Source organism: Mesorhizobium sp. P2_F5 (assembly GCF_056403715.1).
Map to the genome: position 1 here is coordinate 107325 of NZ_JBFUEY010000004.1, position 18527 is coordinate 125851.

General features: G+C 63.7%; 18 protein-coding genes. 10 read left to right on the plus strand and 8 right to left on the minus strand.

The genetic code is table 11. The features are described 5' to 3' along the window. Positions 1 to 15: 15 nt before the first annotated feature. Positions 16 to 1221: a multidrug effflux MFS transporter gene (locus AC1DYO_RS07115; RefSeq protein WP_477261678.1), complete on the minus strand. Its 1206-nt coding sequence runs from the start codon at positions 1219 to 1221 to the stop codon at positions 16 to 18. A gap of 185 nt (positions 1222 to 1406) precedes the next feature. Between AC1DYO_RS07115 and AC1DYO_RS07120 the strand changes: the two genes are divergently transcribed. The 4 genes from AC1DYO_RS07120 to AC1DYO_RS07135 all read left to right on the plus strand — a co-directional run bounded on the left by AC1DYO_RS07120 (position 1407) and on the right by AC1DYO_RS07135 (position 3221). Then, positions 1407 to 2096 (plus strand): TetR/AcrR family transcriptional regulator, encoded by a 690-nt coding sequence (locus tag AC1DYO_RS07120; RefSeq protein ID WP_477261680.1) that lies wholly within the window; start codon positions 1407 to 1409, stop codon positions 2094 to 2096. Positions 2097 to 2223: 127 nt separating this feature from the next. Beyond that, a complete protein-coding gene (locus AC1DYO_RS07125; RefSeq protein WP_477261682.1) occupies positions 2224 to 2769 on the plus strand; it encodes an SspB family protein in 546 nt (181 codons plus the stop codon). A gap of 16 nt (positions 2770 to 2785) precedes the next feature. Next, entirely contained in the window at positions 2786 to 2980 is a 195-nt protein-coding gene (locus AC1DYO_RS07130; protein ID WP_477261684.1) for a DUF4169 family protein, read from the plus strand. 13 nt (positions 2981 to 2993) lie between these two features. Next, a complete protein-coding gene (locus AC1DYO_RS07135; RefSeq protein ID WP_477261686.1) occupies positions 2994 to 3221 on the plus strand; it encodes a ribbon-helix-helix domain-containing protein in 228 nt (75 codons plus the stop codon). Here the strand turns inward: AC1DYO_RS07135 and AC1DYO_RS07140 are convergent. The 5 genes from AC1DYO_RS07140 to AC1DYO_RS07160 all read right to left on the minus strand — a co-directional run bounded on the left by AC1DYO_RS07140 (position 3218) and on the right by AC1DYO_RS07160 (position 10393). Next, positions 3218 to 7180: an AsmA family protein gene (locus tag AC1DYO_RS07140; RefSeq protein ID WP_477261688.1), complete on the minus strand. Its 3963-nt coding sequence runs from the start codon at positions 7178 to 7180 to the stop codon at positions 3218 to 3220. The two genes, AC1DYO_RS07135 and AC1DYO_RS07140, sit on opposite strands and share 4 nt — an antisense overlap. Positions 7181 to 7307: 127 nt before the next feature. Further along, entirely contained in the window at positions 7308 to 7829 is a 522-nt protein-coding gene (locus tag AC1DYO_RS07145; protein WP_477261690.1) for a hypothetical protein, read from the minus strand. 79 nt (positions 7830 to 7908) lie between these two features. Further along, positions 7909 to 8415 (minus strand): hypothetical protein, encoded by a 507-nt coding sequence (locus AC1DYO_RS07150; protein WP_477261692.1) that lies wholly within the window; start codon positions 8413 to 8415, stop codon positions 7909 to 7911. Positions 8416 to 8462: 47 nt separating this feature from the next. Further along, positions 8463 to 8942: a hypothetical protein gene (locus tag AC1DYO_RS07155; RefSeq protein ID WP_477261694.1), complete on the minus strand. Its 480-nt coding sequence runs from the start codon at positions 8940 to 8942 to the stop codon at positions 8463 to 8465. A 41-nt stretch (positions 8943 to 8983) separates the two neighbouring features. Further along, a complete protein-coding gene (locus AC1DYO_RS07160) occupies positions 8984 to 10393 on the minus strand; it encodes an FAD-binding oxidoreductase (RefSeq protein ID WP_477261696.1) in 1410 nt (469 codons plus the stop codon). Between the two features lie 118 nt (positions 10394 to 10511). On the opposite strand from AC1DYO_RS07160, the gene AC1DYO_RS07165 reads away from it, so the two are divergent. Beyond that, on the plus strand, positions 10512 to 10997 hold the full coding sequence (locus tag AC1DYO_RS07165; protein ID WP_181055797.1) for a thioesterase family protein: 486 nt from the start codon (positions 10512 to 10514) through the stop codon (positions 10995 to 10997). 145 nt (positions 10998 to 11142) lie between these two features. Beyond that, positions 11143 to 11340, plus strand: a complete 198-nt coding sequence (locus AC1DYO_RS07170; protein ID WP_013531006.1) for a hypothetical protein — start codon at positions 11143 to 11145, stop codon at positions 11338 to 11340. 70 nt (positions 11341 to 11410) lie between these two features. Here the strand turns inward: AC1DYO_RS07170 and AC1DYO_RS07175 are convergent, their stop codons facing one another. Then, entirely contained in the window at positions 11411 to 12316 is a 906-nt protein-coding gene (locus AC1DYO_RS07175; RefSeq protein ID WP_477261700.1) for a dienelactone hydrolase family protein, read from the minus strand. 312 nt (positions 12317 to 12628) lie between these two features. Here AC1DYO_RS07175 and AC1DYO_RS07180 point away from each other — a divergent pair, with 312 nt between their 5' ends. From AC1DYO_RS07180 to AC1DYO_RS07190, 3 genes are all read left to right on the plus strand, one after another. Further along, on the plus strand, positions 12629 to 12769 hold the full coding sequence (locus tag AC1DYO_RS07180) for a hypothetical protein (protein ID WP_477261702.1): 141 nt from the start codon (positions 12629 to 12631) through the stop codon (positions 12767 to 12769). 27 nt (positions 12770 to 12796) lie between these two features. Next, a complete protein-coding gene (locus AC1DYO_RS07185; RefSeq protein ID WP_477261704.1) occupies positions 12797 to 13228 on the plus strand; it encodes a hypothetical protein in 432 nt (143 codons plus the stop codon). A 389-nt stretch (positions 13229 to 13617) separates the two neighbouring features. Continuing rightward, the gene (locus AC1DYO_RS07190) at positions 13618 to 15690 is read left to right on the plus strand and encodes a putative bifunctional diguanylate cyclase/phosphodiesterase (RefSeq protein WP_477261706.1); all 2073 of its coding nucleotides are present in this window, start codon (positions 13618 to 13620) and stop codon (positions 15688 to 15690) included. Positions 15691 to 15709: 19 nt separating this feature from the next. Here the strand turns inward: AC1DYO_RS07190 and AC1DYO_RS07195 are convergent, their stop codons facing one another. Next, a complete protein-coding gene (locus tag AC1DYO_RS07195) occupies positions 15710 to 18022 on the minus strand; it encodes a glucose/quinate/shikimate family membrane-bound PQQ-dependent dehydrogenase (protein ID WP_477261708.1) in 2313 nt (770 codons plus the stop codon). Between the two features lie 183 nt (positions 18023 to 18205). Between AC1DYO_RS07195 and AC1DYO_RS07200 the strand changes: the two genes are divergently transcribed. Further along, positions 18206 to 18493 carry a hypothetical protein gene (locus AC1DYO_RS07200; protein ID WP_477261710.1) on the plus strand — a complete coding sequence of 96 codons (288 nt, stop codon included), beginning with the start codon at positions 18206 to 18208 and terminating at the stop codon, positions 18491 to 18493. Positions 18494 to 18527 lie beyond the last annotated feature (34 nt).

Below are 18527 nucleotides of genomic sequence, written 5' to 3' on the forward strand. Positions count from 1 at the left end.
TTTGTCTGTGGCTGTCTACTCCGCCGGCGCTTCGATCGCTTCGCGCGAGCGGCCGAGCGTCAGCTTGGCCAGCGTGAACGAGATCACGGCGCACAGCGTGATGCCGGCCACCATCGGCAGCGGCGTGCCGTCGAAGAAGATGCCGGCGACGCCCATGGCCAGCGCGCCGATGGCGAAATGCAGCGTGCCCATCAGCGCCGAGGCGGTGCCGGCGATCTCGCCATGCTCTTCCATGGCCAGCACCGACGTCGTCGGGATGACCAGGCCGAGGAAGCCGTAGCCGACGAAGAGCAGCGCCGCCATCACGTCGAGCCTGTCGACGCCGGTCGCCATGACCGCGAACAGCACAACCATGGTCGTGGCGTAGCCGGTCACCGCCACCCAGACGACGCGCTTCAGGCCAAAGCGCTCCGACAGGAGTCCGGTCAACTGCGACATGCCGATGAAGGCCACCGCATTGATCGAGAAGAACACGCTGTAGACCGATGGCGACAGCCCGTAATGGTCGATCAGGATGAAGGACGAGCTCGACAGATAGACGAAGAAGCTGGCAATGCCGAAGCCGGCGATCGCCACCAGGCCGAGGAAATTGCGGTCACCCATCAGGAAGCGATAGCCGGCGAGTGCGGTTCCGAAGGAGGAACCGACGCGTTCTTCCGCCGGCCGCGTCTCCTTGAGCGAGGTCGCCAAAAGAATGGTCGCCAGCAGAGCCGCGCCCGTTACCGTCCAGAACACGGCGCGCCAACCAAAGTTCTCGATAATCTGGCTGCCGGTCAGCGGCGCCAGGATCGGCGACACCGAAAACACCAGCATCAGCAAGGACATCAGCTTGGCGGCTTCCGTGCCAGTGTGCAGGTCGCGCACGATGGCGCGCGGCACCGCCATGCCGGCGCTGGCGCCGAGGCCTTGCAGGAAGCGGAAGGCGATCAGCCATTCGATGGTCGGCGCCATGGCCGAACCGATGCCGCCGACCATAAACAGCGCAAGCCCGCCATAGAGCGGCAGCTTGCGACCGACCATGTCCGAGATCGGCCCGACGACGATCTGGCCGAAGCCCATCGACAGGAAGAAGATCAGCAGGCTCATCTGCACGGCAGCGGTGCCGGCATGCAGATCCTGACCGATCGACGGCAGCGCGGGCAGATACATATCGATGGCGAAGGGGCCGATGGCGGACAACAAGCCGAGCACGACCGCGATGCGGAGGAATTTGGGACTCATGATAAAGGCTTCTTTCGAATCTGGTTGCCGCCGGCGAGCGACGTCTAACCCTAGGACGTTCCATCCCTTGAAATTCCGACTCCAGAGCGAATTAAACCGCCTCTCCGGAAAGAAATCTCTCTTTGTTATGTCCACAAAATTAGACACTCTTGTCTAATTCGTCAATCACCTCTATATAGATTTTAATGAAGCTCGCCGTCTCTCCTGACATTTTTCCGCCACGCGGCCACGAGGCCAAGCGTATGTCGATCATCGACGCGGCGGCCTCGGTCTTTTGCCGCGAAGGCTTCGCCGGCGCCAATATCGACCTGATCGCGATGGAAGCCGGCGTCTCGCGCCAGACCATCTACAATCACCACCGCGACAAGGAGAAGCTCTTCATGGCCGTGGTGCGCGATCTGACCGAGCGCTGCAATGCCGGCATCTTTGCCACCTTTGCCAGCTTCCCCGACCAGCCCAGGGAACTCGAAGCCGATTTGATCGGCTTTGCCGTGCGCATGAACCAGAACTGCATCTGCAATCGCGATGGACGCTTCCTGCGCAAGCTGATCCAGACCGAGGGCGAGCGTTATCCCGAACTGTTTGCCGAATGGCGCGACCAGGGTCCGGGTCGGACCTGGCCGGCACTTGCCGCTCGTTTTGCCCGCCTCGCCCATGCCGGCCACCTCGCGATCGATGACCCCGACGTCGCTGCCCGCCAGTTCCTCGCCCTGGCCAACGCCGAACTGCAGACCACCTTCATGCTCGGCGGCATGCCGTCGGAGGATGAAGTGCTGCAATCTGCCACCCACGGTGTGCGCACCTTCCTGCGCGCCTTCGGCAAGCGCAGGTCCGCGGCAGCGGTGGAAAAGCAGGCCCTGCTGGCCAGCGCCTGATCGAACCGAGCGATCAAATCGTCAGAGATAGGCTTCGCTTCGGCGTGCCTGCGATCTATATCCGGTTTACGCCGCCCTCAAGCTTGATTACAGCTATGCGGACGATTCAACGGAACCCGACCAGCACATGGCCGACGACCACATCCGCTACGACATTCTGGCCCAGGAGGCGTTGCGCGGCGTCATGCGCAAGGTCCTGGCCGAAGTCGCGCGCACCGGCCTTCCCGGCAATCATCATTTCTTCATCACCTTCCTGACCGGCGCGCCGGGCGTGCGCGTGTCGTCCAGGCTACGCGAGCGCTATCCCGAACAGATGACCATCGTCATCCAGTTCCAGTACTGGGACCTGAAGGTGACCGATACCGGCTTCGAGGTCGGGCTGTCCTTCTCCGATGTGCCGGAGAAACTGGAAATCCCGTTCTCGGCCGTGCGCGGCTTCTACGACCCGTCGGTCAATTTCGAACTCGAATTCGACGTCAAGACAGACGTCCCTGCGGAAGACGACGCACCGGCACAGCCGGCTCCCGAGCCCTTGGCCATCGTCTCCGAGAAAAAACCGAAGGCCGAAAAGAAGGCGGCTGCGGCCGAAGCCGAGAAGAAGCCGGCCGTGGCCGATGTCGCCGCCGGCAAGGGCGCCGACGTCGTTTCGCTCGACGCCTTCCGCAAGAAGTAGCGGGACGGACGGCGGCATGGGCGATGTCGTCAACCTTCGCCAGGTCCGTAAGCAAAAGGCGCGCACCGAAAAGGAAAAGCTCGCCGGCGAGAACCGCGCTCTGCATGGCCGTTCCAAAGCCGAAAAAACCCGCGACCGGCTGATTTCCGACAAGGCTGAAAACTTCGTTGCCGGCCACCGCCGCGAACGCCCCGAAGACCAGGGCGATTGATGGGCAGCCTGCGGTGAGCCCGGTCGAAAAACGCTCGGTGACGATCCGCGGCCACCGCACCAGCTATTCGCTCGAAAAACCCTTTTACGACGATCTCGTCACCATTGCTGCGGCACGAAAGCTGACGCTCGCGGCCCTTGTCGCCGAAATCGACGAGACCCGGCCCCGCGATGCCAATCTCTCCTCGGCGCTCCGGCTCTACGTACTGGACTGGGCGAAGCGTGGAATGAACCCGTCCTAATTGCCCAGCGACTTCAGCAGATTGTCGACCGAGAACGGATTTGTCTTGGGCTTCGGTGGCGCAGGGGCCGAACCGTCATTGACGCCAGGCAATGAGCGGTCGACCTTCGGCGCCTCCTGAGCCTTGCGTTCGGCCTCCAGCTTGGCCTTTTCCTGCGAAGCAATCCGCATCGCCTGCTCAGCCTTCTTGCGTTCGTCTTCGGCCTTTGCGGCGTCTTCGGCAGCCTGCTCTTCGGCCTGCGCCTTCGCGTCGGCATCTGCCTTGGCCTTGGCGTCTGCCTCCGCCTGCGCTTTCGCATCGGCGTCTGCCTTTGCTTCAGCATCCGCCTTGGCCTTCGCCTCCGCTTCGGCTTGCGCCTTCGCATCGGCTTCCGCTTTCGCCTTGGCGTCGGCCTCGGCTTTCAGCCGCGCCGCTTCCTCCTGCTTGCGCAATTCCTCGGCGGCATTCTCGCGCTCGGTCTGCAGGGCGGCGTAATAGCGCACTTCGCGCCGCAGCCGCTGCTTCTCGAGCAGTGCTGCCTGCATCGCCTCGACCCGCTGCTGCTCTTTTTCCAGCGCGCGCTGGGTCAGGAACTGTGCCAGCGGCTCGCTGTCGAACTGCTTCTTCATCGCGCCGAACGGCCCGTCGACACTGAAATTGACTGAGGGATCCGATCCGACCAGCGCCTCGTCGCCGGGCTTGTAGGTGATTGTGCCCTTAGCAGCGACAGTGCTGGTGTTCAGGTCCGCCGTGATGTCGGCGGACAGCGCCGCGCCGGCATTTTCCAGCTTGACCGGCGGCGCCCTGAGCGTGCCGCCGGCGACTGTAAAGGCGATGTCGGTATCGCCGGCCGCGAAACTGCCGTCACCGGCAATGTCAGGCGCAAAGCCCGCGGTCTTGGCCACGTCGATGTCGCGCCCGATCGCGTCGGCCTTGGCAATCAAGGCGCCGAAGGCATCGGGATTGACGCCGGCAATGGTCAGCCCCTTCAGCGCCGCAGTGCCGGAGCCGGAGAGTGCCGCAATCATCGCATCGACCGATTTGCCGCTGGTCGACAGTCCCGTCGAGAAATCGCCGCTGCCGCTTAGACCGGCACTAGGCAGCACGGTCGCCAGATCGGCGCCGGCAAGTCTCATCTGACCCGAGAACAGCCCGGTGCCGTCGGTGTTCTTCAACTCGAACAGCCCGGTGAGCGCGCCGCCGAGCAGCTTAGCCTTCAGATCCGAAACGCGGATGCCTTCCTCGTCGAGCTTCAGCGATAGCGTCGCGTCATAGGCCGTTGCCATTGGCCCGGCGGCAAGGGTGGCCGTCGTCAAATCGAGGTCGGCGCTGAACGGCAGGCGGGATTTCTGGCTGAATGGCTCCGTCGGCCAGCTCCCATTGCTGGTAAGGAACGATTGGTCGCCAAACAGCGCCACCGCTATCGGATCGAGATCGAGCTCGTCCAGCACCAGCGCACCCGAGAGATGCGGCAGGCCCTGCTTCGCATCGATGTTGACGTCGCCCGACACCGCCGCTTCGTTGATGGATCCGCTGAGGCCGCTTAGCACCAGCAGGCCATTGCCGAAATCGGCATCCGCACTGAGCGAGGTCGAGGTGCCCGTCCCCATGCCCGGCAGGCCGACGCCGGTCGTCATCAGCCAAGGCTCGATGTCGGAGGCGTCGAGGCCGATCTTGCCTTTGACGGTGGCGCCTTGCGGGCTTTCGGCGACGGTGCCGTCGAACGTTGCCTTGAAATCATCGGCGGCGAGATTGAAGCTCGTCGCCAGGCCGCCGCCAAGCGTGCCTTTCGCCGAGATGTCGGTGCTTGCTTGGCCGAGCATGCCGAGCGGCAGCGCCGGCAAACCATAGAGCGCCAGCAGCGCCGTGGCGTCGGGGTTTTTGGCGTTGAAGGTCAGCGTCACCGGCGCCTCGAGCAGCTGGCCGACGGCCCCTTTGCCCGACAGCGACGCCGAAAAGGACGAGCCGCCGGCCTTGCCCTGCCCGCTCACCGCCAGCCCTGTCGTGCCGTCGCCATTATCGGCGGCACTTGCCACCAGATCGACACGGGCGTCCTGGAACAGTTCGGGATAGGCAGCAGTGCGGCTTGCCAGCCCCTTCAGCAAATCACTGTCGGGATAGTGTTGCGCGGCAATGTCGATCAGCGGCTTCAGATCGACGGCGACCACCGAGGCGTCGAGCTTGCCGGTCGGGCTTGCCGGGAAATCCTTGATCCGGCCGGTGGCGCTGATCGAGGCGCCAGCAAGGCCGCCAATCGACAGCCGGTCGATTTCGAGCAGGCCATCGCGCAGCCTGAGCGCGGTATCGACCGTGTCGGCGGTCAGCCCACCGGCGCTGACAGGCCCGGCCTTGATCTGGAAATCGAGGTCGCGGTCGGAAAAGCGGTTGGCGCCCTTGTCGCTGACGAAGATCGAGGCGAAGGCCGTCAGCCCGTCGACGTCGAGTTCGCCGCCCGTGAGCCGCATCAGCACCGACGGCCTGGCGCCGTCCGGCTGGCTGGAATCGATGCGGCCGGAAAACTTTGCCTTGCCAAGGATCAGTTCGAGGTCGCTGAACGCCTGGCGGTTCTCGGAAAGATCGACCTTGGCCTTGAAGCCGGCGGCCGGCAGGCGACGGATCGCCTCGTCGACATCTTTCGATAGCCAGGCGGCAAAGCCGGAAGGCTGCGCCACCGCCAAAAGCAGCGAGCCGCTGAAGCCGAAATGATCCTCGACGCTTAGCATGCCGCTGGCTTCCAGCGTGGTGCGCCCGGGCAAGGTCGCGGCCATCGACTTCACCGACCAGCCGCCCTCGACCGGCTCGGCGGAGAGATGCACGTCGCGCACGGTGGTGTCGCCGGCTACGACCGCCGGCAGCTTGACCTCGACGGTGCCGGGTATGGTCGGGTTCGGCAGGTCGAGCAGCGCCTGCTCGATTCCGGCAATACGCTGATCCAGTGTCAGGCCGGCGCCCTTCTCCGCACCCACCGCCTCGTCCAGTTGCACCTGCGCGCCATTGGCTTCGATGGCGAAGCTCGGCTTCAGGCCGAGATCGACCGAAGCCTTGCCGTCGGCGGTGTAGGGATTGTCGAGCGGCCCGGTCTCGAAGCGGAATTCGTCGACACCGAGCTTCTGGTGGTCGAGCGAGAACTTGCCGTTCAGCCGAAACCCCGGATCGGGCTTGCCGGCACTGACCTTGCCCGTATTGACCTCGACAACCTCGCCATCGGTGCCGCGCAGCGCGACCGAACCTTTGTCGTTCTTGTCATTTCCGGAAATCTTGAACTGGCCGGAGTAGACGGCAGCCCCGTTGACGATACCGGCATTGCCGTCGGTCTCGATGACCAGCGGATAGGCATCGGGATCGACCTTGAGCCGGAGCCGCATCTGGCCATTGCCCTCGGCCTTGCCGGTCGAGGCGGCAACAGTCGAGCGCAGGCCGTCGAGCCGCAACGTGCCGTCCATGCGCCACGGCCCGGCCAGCGACTTGGCCGAGATTGTCGAATTGATCTCTGAAATGAGATGGCTGCGCCCGCCCGCGGCATGGCTGAGCGCAATCTCGCCGTCCGTCACCGTCAGCTTCTCGATCGAGATCTGGTTGACATCGAAAGGCGAGGACGGCCGCATCGCCCAGTCGACCGTACCGTCATCGGCGATGTCGATCGTCGCCTTCGGGTGCACCAGCCGCATGTCGAAGATCAGCACTTCGCCGCGCAGGAACGGCGCCAGCTCCGCGTCCATCGAAAACGTCTCGACGGTCATTGCCGGTTGGCCGCCGGGGCCGCCGGCGACGGTGACGTTGGAGAAGGTGACCGACGGGAACGGCAACAGCCTTGCCGTGGCGTCGCCCTGCACCGTCACCTTGCGGCCGAGAATGGCGCTCGCCTCGCGCTCGAACTCAGCGCGGTAGCCGGTCCAGTCGATAAAATACGGCACCACCAGCGCCGCAAGCAGCACCAGCACGAACAAGCCACCGAAGATCACGAACAGGCGTGCGAGCATCAGCTCCGAACGGGTTGATTGAAAGTCAGCCGCACTCTACCCGCATCAGCGTGTCGATAAAGAGGCAATTTCCTTGGCGCGGCGCGCCTTAGGCTGCAATCTTCATCCAGGCCGTCCACACCAAAGGTCAGCGCGCGTCGCGCTTTGCCTGCGCCACCTTGGCCGCCTGCCGCTGCCGGCCGCGCTCCGCCGGCCGAACCAGATCCGGGGGCCGCTGATTGGCCACCGACCGCATGCCCTTGTGTGCGGTGCGCGCGTTGAAATCCGGCCCGTTCGCGGCGGCCTCTTGCTTCCTGGCCAGTGCGTTGCGGGCATTCGTGACCAACGAGACCCGCGCTGCCAGTTGCCGGCGGCGTTCGGCCTCGCCGTTCAGTCGCCGCATGGCCATCGCCAGAACCTCGAGCTTGAGCTGTGAGCCGCCATCGGCCTTTGAAGGCGTGGCGCCCTTTGGCGCGCCTTTGCCGCGTATTTCGCGGCGGCGCCGATGCGCCTCGGTCTGCGCCTTGTTGCGCCGCTCCCGCAGCAGCTTGACCAGATTGCCAAGTTCGGTATCGGCAAGGTCCTGCACTGCCGGGTGATGCGACTTCTCGACCAGACCCTGTTCATCGGCGCTCAGCGCCCGCGCCTCTTCCTTGCGTGACATCGCCATGGCATCGTTTCTCCCTTTGGTGAAGCCCGCGTCTTCCCGGTCTTCCCGCACGGAAGTCTGCGTCCAAACGGCGATCCGATCAAGGCGTGGGATCGCCGACGCTCTCCATCAAGGCCGTCAGAACCGTTCCCTGGTGAAGGTTGATCGAAAAGCTTCGGGCAATGAATTCCAGCGTCGAATCATGGAACGTCAGGATCAAGTGCCGATAGTCGGAAAACAGCGCCGGCGTGTGGGACGAATGAACCCGATTTGCCTTCTCGAAGGAGGCGATCCAGGACGAATTGAGGACTTCGAACGCGGAATAGGGCTGCAGCCCCAGCCCATACAAGCGGTGCCCGCGAATGGCCTCGTCATTTGGCGGGCCAAATTGAAATACCCGATAAGGATCAGCCGTCAGGATGGCGATCGACTGGTCGGCAGTCGCCGGCGAGATCGAGCGCGGACTGGTGCCGTCGAATGACGGATCCGGAGTGTTGACGATGTAGGCAACGAGCAGCCTTTCCTCATCGGCAAAGACATGCGGCAAGGGCGCGCCGGCGGACGATAACGGCACGTCGATCGGCAACAACGCCTCTGATGTCGGCATCTATTGGCCCTCCCTCGGTATAAAGGCAATTCTCGCGCTCCGCGGTCCTATCCCGCAATGGCCCTTTGGCGGTATTCGTTCAGCAGCACGACCATCTCCTCGGGCGACAATGTCCAAACCCTGGGCAATGCAGCTTCGGCCCCCAGGCTTTTGGTGACGCTGCGCATGACGGAGCTTTTCTTGACCCCCGGTGCGAAATTGTACCCGATCATATCGCCGATCCTGCGCCGACGATGGACGACGAAGAAGCCCTCGATATCCTTCCAGGGGACCAGCTTGGGCGATCGAACAAGACCGCCGCCGAGACTGAAACCTTGTCCGTTCAGCACCAGAATCTGCGGGCGCACAAGCTGCCAGGCAAACACCAACGCGCCCAGCCCGAAAAAGGCCACGCACCACCAAAGGCCGGCGGTGTCGCCGTCCTCGGAGACATAGATCAGGAAAGCGCAGGCCAGGACAAAGAAGAGGCTGGCCGACAAAAACAACAGTGTCTTGCCGCGCGATGCGCTTATAACCAGGGGCTCCATAGTCTCGGTCCCATATCGCATTGCCGCTCCTCACATTTCGGCTATGCAGGTAATATCTTGCCCGGGTTCATGATGTCTTGCGGGTCGAGCGCTTTTTTGATGGAGCGCATGATGTCGACGCCATGGCCGAGTTCATGGCGCAGGAACCCGATCTTGCCCTGGCCGATGCCGTGTTCGCCGGTGCAGGTGCCGTCCATGGCGATCGCCCGCATGTTCAGCCGCGCGACGAATTTCTCTGCCAGCGCGATCTCCTTGGGATCATTCACATCCATCAGCACCAGCACATGGAAATTGCCGTCGCCGGCGTGGCCGACGATCGGCGCGACCAGGCCCATCTCGGTAATGTCGGCCTCGGTTTCGGCAACGCATTCGGCCAGCCGCGAGATCGGAACGCAGACATCGGTCGACAGGCCCTTGGTGCCCGGCCGCAGCGTCAGCGATGCCCAGTAGGCGTCGTGCCTCGCCTTCCACAATTTCGTCCGCTCCTCGGCGACGCTGGTCCACAGGAACGGTCCGCCGCCATTGTCCTCGGCGATGGCGCCGAAGGTTTCGGCCTGTTCGGCAACGCCGGCATCGCTGCCGTGGAACTCGACGAACAGGCACGGGCTCTCGGGATAATCGAGCTTGGAATAATTCTTCATCGCCCGCATCTGCAGCGCGTTGACCAATTCGATACGCGCGACAGGAATGCCCATCTGGATCGTGGCGATCACCGCATTGCAAGCCGCCTCCAGGCTCGGAAACGGGCAGACGCCGCCCGAAATCGCCTGCGGAATGCCTTGCAACTTCAAGGTCAGCGACGTGATGATGCCGAGCGTGCCTTCCGAGCCGACCAGCAGCCGCGTCAGGTCGTAGCCGGCCGAGCTCTTCTTGGCGCGCTTGCCGGTCGTTACCGTCTCGCCATCGGCCATCACCGCCGTCAGCGACAGCACGTTCTCGCGCATTGTGCCGTAGCGCACCGCGTTGGTACCGGAGGCTCGCGTCGCCGCCATGCCGCCCAGCGAGGCATTGGCGCCGGGGTCGATGGGGAAGAACAGGCCGGTGTCGCGCAAATGCCGGTTGAGGTCCTCGCGCGTCACGCCGGGCTCGACGGTACAGTCGAGATCCCAAGGGTTGACCGACAGGATGCGGTTCATGCGTGAGGTATCGACCGAGATGCCGCCACCCGGCGCATTGGTGTGGCCTTCCAGCGAGGAGCCGACACCAAAGGCGATCACAGGCACGCGATGCGTGGCGCAGGCGCGCACGATCTCCTGCACCTCGACCGTCGTCTCCGGGAAAGCGACGCCATCGGGCGCCTGCGTCGGGATATAGGTGGTGGTGTGCGCATGCTGAGAACGGATCGCCTCACCGGTCTGGAAGCGCTCGCCGAACTGCTGTTTGAGGATACCGAGCACGGCGGCGATGCCCTCCTCGTTGCGTTCGACCGGATTGAGGTCGCTCAGAGCCATGAATTCCTCCGCGAATGGACCAGCGTCCATGCTTGTTATGCGATTATGGATGCGTAGTCTTGCCCGCCACGCCCTGTCCAGCACCAACTCGGTCCAGCACCAGAACAAGGAAGTTTCCATGCCCATCCCCGCCCCCTTCGTTTCCAAACCGATGGACATCGAAAAAGACTGGATCGACTATAACGGCCACCTCAACATGGCCTATTACAACGTGCTGTTCGACCGCTGCTCGGACGAAGCGTTCGAGGCGATGGGCATGGGGCTGGACTATGTCAAAGAGCGGCGCCTGACCATCTACACGGCCGAGGTCCATGTCTGCTACGTCCAGGAGCTGCATCTCGAACACAAGGTCGTCGTCTCGTTCCAGCTGATCGATCACGACGACAAGCGGCTCAGGGCCTACCAGGAAATCCGCCATGTCGACGGCTGGCTCGCCGCCACCTCGGAAACCCTGTCGCTGCATGTCGACATGTCCGGGCCGAAGGTCGCGCCCTTCCCCGCCGACGTGCAGGCCAAGGTGGAAGCCATGCGCGCCGCCCACTCCGCACTGCCGATGCCCGAACGCGCCGGCCGTTCGATCGGTATTCGCCGCAAGACCGCTTGAAGCCCTCCGACGCCCGCGTTAACCTTACCAAGGTTTTAACGTGAACAAGCCATTTGAGCCATTGAACGACTCAGCAGACCGTTTGAGAACGGGTTGATCCGAGTTGCGATGCAGGCGGCGGGCACAGGCGGTTCGAGGAACGTGCATGAAAACCGACATCAAGGTCGAAGTGGACAGGCTGGCTGCCGATCCGCGTATCACCGACTATGATTTCTGGCGCTCGTTGAAGAACGTCAACAACGAGATCTTCCACATCGCCAACAACAACGAGCCGATCCCCTTCGACATGATCCGCTGGCGCGCCATCCTGAAGCAGGCGCGCATGAAACGCGGCCACGCCTGACGTTCACCAGTTTTTGACAACCGCAGCCAGCGACCATGTGGCGCTGTCGGTCGCCCTGACGAGCGGGGCTCTAAGCCAGCTTTTCCTTGAGGAAAGCGATCGTCCTGCCCCACGCCAGATCGGCGGCCTTCTTGTCGTAGCGCGCGGCTGACGTGTCGTTGTTGAAGGCGTGATTGACGCCGTCATAGACATAGACCGTGTATTCGACATGGGCGGCGTCGAGCGCCTTTTTGTAGGCATCGATGCCGGCGTCGATGCGCTCGTCGAGCCCGGCATAGTGCAGCAAAAGCGCCGCCTTGATCTTCGCCGCATCCTCGGCCTTCGGCTGCATGCCGTAATAGGCGACGCCGGCCGCAAGATCAGGCGCGTTGACGGCCAGCGTGTTGACGGTGCCGCCACCCCAGCAGAAGCCTACCGCGCCGACCTTGCCATTGCCGTCCTTCTCGCCCTTGAGATAGGCGATGGTCGCCAGGCCGTCGGCGGTAACCTGGCTGGCGTCGAGCTTGGTGAATATGTCGCGCGCCTTGTCTTCGTCAGCGGGCGTGCCGCCAAGCGGCGACAGGAAATCCGGCGCCAGCGCCACGAAACCTTCCAGCGCCACGCGCCGCGCGATATCCCTTATATGCGGGTTGAGGCCCCTGTTCTCGTGTACCACGATGACGGTGCCGAGCTTGCCCGCCTGGTTCGCCGGCTTGACCAGATAGCCTTTCATCTCACCGCTGCTGCCGGGATAGGTAATGTCTTCGGCCTTCACGCGCGGATCGTCGCCGGCGACAACAGCCGCCTGCGCGGAGTTGGCGGCCAAGAGAGGCGCGATCGTGGCCGCTGCGGCGCCCGACCCGGCAAGCCTGGTCAGCTGCTCCATGAAGCGGCGGCGGTCGAGCGTCAGATGCGTGTACTCGTCATAGGCGTCGATCATCGCCTGGGTGATGGCGGGGCTGGCAGGCTTGGCGGATTCGGCGGTGGGTTTCGTCATGGCATGCTCCTCGCTAGGAGATGACCTCACGGTCTCTCCGAGATGACCTCACGGTCACTCAGAGATGACCTCGCGGATCAAGATAGGGTGCAAGCTCGCACGGTCCAGTCACGGGTGAGTGACGCTCCCTCCGCGAGGTAATATCGCGCGGCTGGCCCTGAGCAAATCGCCAGACTGTCATCACATTTTGGTCATTTCAGAGAATGTTGATGGTGCCGCCACAATATGAAGGGAAGCTGACTGTGGGTTCATGAAGGGAAGCTGACTGTGGGTTCGCCTGTCGCGGCGGGCCTGACGAAAAGGAACGACGCCATGACCTTGTCCACTCCGATCCTTTTAAGCGCACTCGTCCTTGCCGGCGCGGCCTTGCTGGCCCTGCGCTCCGCCGCGTCGGAAGCTGCCAGGCGGATGGTGAAGGTCCGGGTCGACCGGCGCCGTTCGGAAACCCGATAACCGACAGCAACACCGAGGGGAAATACCATGAACGCCCAGAGCATCGTGAACACCGTCGCCGAGAAAGCCGGCCTCGATCAGGCCGTCACCGAAAAGGTCGTCGGCACTATCTTCTCGGTTCTCGAGCATGAAGCCGAAGGCACCGCAGCCTCGTCATTCTTCGCCAAGATACCGGGCGCCGATGCGCTGGCGCAGAAATATGATGTCATGGCGGCAGCGCCGGCTGGTGGCGGTGGCTTCCTGTCATCGCTGCAGGGTGCGCTTGGCGGCGTGCTCGGCGAAAAGACAGGCGCGCTGATCAACGGCGTCGCCGCGTTGAAAGCCTCCGGCCTCGACATGGCGCAGATCCAGAAGGCCGGCGCAACGCTGGTCCAGCAGGCAGAAGCCGCGGCGGGACCGCAGCTGACCAACGAAGTGCTGGGCTCGGTGCCCAGCCTTAAAGGCCATCTCGGGCTCTGATCGCGCCTTACCTCCGCAGACATGATCCAGCGCAGCGTGGCGCTTTGACCGATCGGTCGGTGTCAAGGCTACCCGGCCGATACAGTCCCGCGGGCGCCTCAAAGCACCAGAAATATCGATATTATTGTGCTTTCGAAATTATTATACACTTTCTGGAAACCATGCATCGAGACGCGCAAGCGCCGGCGAATGCAATTAACCACCTATTAGAAGTTGAACCCCAGGGTTGGGTTTATCGGCAACCGCGTTTTGGGGGCGGCTGCCTTCTCGCCTTTGTCACCCCCCGCTCGAACTGGGCATGTCAGCCGTTCACGGACGGCACCGGGCGGCGGATTGATCGAGGCGGAAGGCGCGGCACCTCCGCCAAAAGCGAAGAAGGCGTCACGATCATGATGCGCGTCATCTCCTGTGTGACAATGGAGCACAACCTTTGGCTGGTGCTTGTCGCGGCGCTGGTCTGCAGCGCCGGCTCATGGGCGACGATCAGGCTCTTCCTGCGTGCCAACGAAGCCTCCGGCCTGCAACAGATCGGCTGGCATTTCCTGACCTCGGTCTGTGCGGGATCATCGATCTGGTGCACGCATTTCGTCGCCATGCTGGCCTACGATCCAGGTGCGCCCGTCGCCTTCGATCCGGTGTTGACGATCGCCTCGCTGTTCATCGCCATGGCGGGCACCGCCGCCGGCTTCATCGCAGCAACGGCCCGTGCTCCAGGCATTGCCCCCTCCGTCGGCGGCATCATCGTCGGGCTGGCCATCTCCGGCATGCACTACACCGGCATGGCCGCCTACCATGTCGACGGCCTGGTCGAATGGGACATGACCTATCTCGTCGTCTCGATCGTGCTGTCGGCGGTCTTTGCCTGCCTGGCGATCAACGTCGCATTGAACGAGCGCTTATCCGGCCACAAATACTGGGCCGCGACGATCCTAGTGGTGGCCATCGTCAGCCTGCATTTCACCGCCATGGCGGCGTTGCAGGTGACGCCGATGGCCATGCGGGGCGACTACACCGATCCTGCTGCCTTGCGAGCCATGGCGCTTGGCGTTGCCGTGGCCGGATTGATCATTATCGGCACCGGCCTTGCCAGCTACCTGATCGATGACCGCACGCGCTCCGAAGCCTTTCGCCGCCTGCACCATCTGGCGATGAACGACACGCTCACCGGGCTGCCGAACCGGGCGAACTTCAACGACTATCTCGACCGCGAGATCGACCGCGCAAAGGAGCTCGGTTGCAAGGTGGCGGTAGTCGGCATCGATCTCGACCGTTTCAAGGAAATCAACGACCTCTGGGGCCACGGCGCCGGCGACGTGGCCCTGAAGACCCTGGCGGAACGCATGAGTGCGTTGCTGCAGGAGGGCGAATTCGTCGCGCGTCTCGGGGGCGATGAGTTTGCCGGCATAAAACGCATGAAGGGCCAGTCGGACCTCGTGGACTTCGTGTCGCGGCTTGAGGCAGCGCTGTCTGCGCCGCTCAGGATCGCCGACTTCGAGACAGCAACCGGCGCCAGCCTCGGGGTGGCGATCTATCCCAATGACGCGCTCAGGGAAGCGCTGGTCAACAACGCCGATCTGGCAATGTATCGCGCCAAGGCGAATGTGACCCAGACTGTCTGCTTCTACGAGCAAGCCATGGACGAGGCCGTCCGTGCCAACCGCACGCTGGCCAACGATCTGCGCGACGCGGTGGAAAACGGACAACTCGACCTGCATTATCAGGTGCAAACCTCGGTCCTGACCGGCGACATCAGGGGCTATGAAGCGCTGCTGCGCTGGAAGCACCCGACGCGCGGCAATATTCCACCACTCGACTTCATTCCGCTGGCCGAGGAGAACGGTCTCATTCTGCCGGTCGGCGAATGGGTTCTGCGCACCGCATGCAGGGAGGCCGCCTCATGGGAGCATCCATACAAGGTGGCGGTCAATCTCTCCCCGGTCCAGTTCGCGCATGCGGACCTGCCGAAACTCATTCATGAAATCCTGATCGAGACGGGCCTGCGGCCAAGCCGGCTTGAGCTGGAAATCACCGAATCCACCATCATCGCCGACAAGAACCGCACCTTGACCATATTGCGGCGCATCAAGGCGCTGGGCGTCACCATCGCCATCGACGATTTCGGCACCGGCTATTCGTCCCTGGAAACGCTGCGCGCCTTCCCCTTCGACAAGATCAAGCTCGATCGCTCGTTCATGTCCGAGGTCGAGACCAGCCCGCAGGCCAAGGCCATCATCCGCGCCGTGCTGGCGCTCGGCCAGAGCCTCGATATCCCAGTGCTGGCCGAAGGCGTCGAGACGCAAAGCCAGTTGTCGATCCTGCGCGCCGAAGGCTGCAACGAGGCGCAAGGTTTTCTTCTCGGCCGGCCGGCGCCCTTCGGCGAGATCTTCGCGCTGGCGCAAGGTGGCGAAACCGTCTTTGCGATCAAGGTGTTGCCGGCGCTGCCCGCACGGGCAGTCGCCTGAGAAACCCGCACCTCCGCCCTTACTTCGGCAGCGTATACGCCATCACATAGTCGCCCGGCTTGGTGCCGACCGAGCCGTGGCCGCCGGCGACGATGACCACGAACTGGCGGCCGTCTGCGACCGTGTAGGTCATCGGCGTCGATTGCCCGCCGGCCGGCAGCCTCGCCTGCCAAAGCTGCTTGCCAGATGTCACGTCATAGGCGCGCAGATAGTCGTCGACCGCCGCACCCAAGAAGGCGACGCCGCCGGCGGTGATCATCGGTCCGCCAATGCCCGGCACGCCGACTTTCAGCGGCAGCGGCAACGGCGTCATGTCGTAGATGGTGCCGTTGCGATGCTTGTAGGCGATCTTGCCGGTCCGCAGATCCGCTCCCGCGACGTAGCCCCATGGCGGCGCCTGGCAGGGAATGCCTAGCGGCGACAGGAACGGCCCCATCACCACCGCATAGGGCGCGCCCTCATTGCGGTTCAGCCCTTGCTCGCTGCCCTTGGTGTTGTCGCTCGGCGCCGGCACATCCGCGCGCGGCACAAGCCTGGAGGTAAAGGCGAGATAGGTCGGCATGCCGAACATCACCTGGCGGACTGGATCGACGGCGACGCCGCCCCAGTTGAAGACGCCGAAATTGCCGGGATAGATCAGCGATCCCTGCACCGAAGGCGGGGTGTAGCGGCCCTCATAGCGCAGCTTCTTCAGCGCGATACGGCAGGCCAGCTGGTCGAACATGGTGATGCCCCACATGTCGGCGCCAGTCAGCGGTTGCGGATTGAAGGAGAGATCCGAAGACGGCTGCGTCGGCGAGGCATGGTCGCCCTCGATGGCGCCACCCGGCGCCGGCACTTCCTTGACCGGAATGATCGGCTCGCCGCTGCGCCGGTCGAGCACATAGAGGTCGCCCTGCTTGGTCGGCCCGACCAGTCCCGGCACAACGCCGGCAGCGGTGGTGATGTCGACCAGCGTCGGCTGCGCCGGCACGTCCATGTCCCAGAGGTCGTGATGCACGGTCTGCCGCACCCAGCGCAATTGCCCGGTGGCAAGATCGAGCGCGGTGATCGACGAGGAAAACTTCTCGACATTGGCGCTGCGCCCGGCGCCGAGCTGGTCCGGCGTCTGGTTGCCGAGCGGCACATAGAGCAGGCCGAGCTTCTCGTCCGCGCTCGGCGTCGACCACATATTGGGCGAGTTGGCGGTGTAGGTCTGGCCCGCCGCCAAGGGCGTCGTCTGCTCCGGATTGCCGGAATCCCAGTTCCACACCAGGGCGCCGGTGTCGACATCGAAGGCGCGGATGACGCCGGACGGTTCCTGCGTCGAATAATTGTCGTTGACCGCGCCGCCGACGATGATTTTGCCAGCAACGATCAGCGGCGCCGAGGTCGAATAATAATAGCCCGACTTCGGGTATGGCATACCGGTCAGAAGGTTCAGCGTGCCGGCTTCGGCGAAGGACGGGCAGACCTGGCCGTTGGCGGCATCAAGCGCGATCAGGCGCGCATCCGAGGTCGGCAGATAGACGCGCGCCGCGCAAGGCTGGCCGGCGGCGTTGGCATCGGCATAGTAAGACACGCCGCGGCAGGTCTGATGCTGGCGGTCCTTGTCGAGCTTGATCTTGGGGTCGAAGCGCCATTTCTCCTTGCCGGTCGCGGCATCGACGGCGATGGCCAAATTATGCGGCGTGCAGATGTACAGCGCGTCGCCGATCTTCAGCGGCGTCACCTGATAGGTGGTCTCGCCGATGTCATCCGGACCCTTCACGTCACCGGTCTGGTAGGTCCAGGCCGGCTGCAATTTGGCAACGTTGTCAGGCGTGATCTGATCGAGCGCCGAATAGCGCTGGCCGTACGGCGTGCGGCCGTAGAAGTGCCATTCGCCGGGAGGCACATTGCCGCCGAGATCGGCGGTAGGCGTTACCTTGTCGGCGCTGAGGTCGCCGGCAATGTCCTTGGGGTCGGCGGTCATCGAATAGCCGGCCACCGCGAGTGAGGCGAGCACCGCCAGGATGAGCGGCGCGCGCGCATCGGGGCCGGTCAGTCCTCGCCTTGCCCATGGCGTCAGCAGCCACAGCGCCAGCAGCACGATGACGCCGCCGCGCGGGCCCAGTTCCCACCAGTCGAAGCCGATTTCCCACACCGCCCAGGCCAGCGTGCCGATCACGATCGCCGCGTAAAGCCACAGCGCCGTCGACTTGCGCCGGAAGAGCAGCCAGGCGGTGATCAGGAAGGCGAGACCGGTGATGACATAGTACCAGCTGCCGCCCAGCATCACGAGCCGGATGCCGCCGCCGCCAAGTGCCAGGCCGATGAGGAACAGGATGAGGGAGGTGAGGACGACAGCCAAGACGATACTCCTTCGACTGATGCGCGTTCCGCGACGCGGCCATGGGTAGCCGGCATCCCGTCCCTGCCCCCGAGGGTACAACTTTCTCCCGCCCGCCGTGCCTGTCAAGCAAGGCTGACCGCGCAGGTTGAGAACAATGGTGCTTCTGATCCTTTCGCGCCGGCTCAGCGCTGCAGCACATCCATGAGATTCTGGCCGGTCGCGCGCTGGACATGCGCAACCACCATCTCGGTCGGCACCTGGGCGATCGGCCTCTATGTCTGCGGCCTGCATTTCCAGCACTCGACCTCGTCCACCATGATCCATGGCGCGGCGCGAGATGCCTTCCATGTCGCCGACAAGATCGGCGAGCGGATGCGGGCTGCAGCCAAGCAGGCAGGCCGAGAGGTTTTGCACAGGCCACCGGGCGCCGGGGCGATAATATTCGCACAGCGCCCGGGAATCTGGCTTCCAAACCGGAACAAAACGTAGACACTTCTGGTCTTTCGCCACCGAATCACTACAT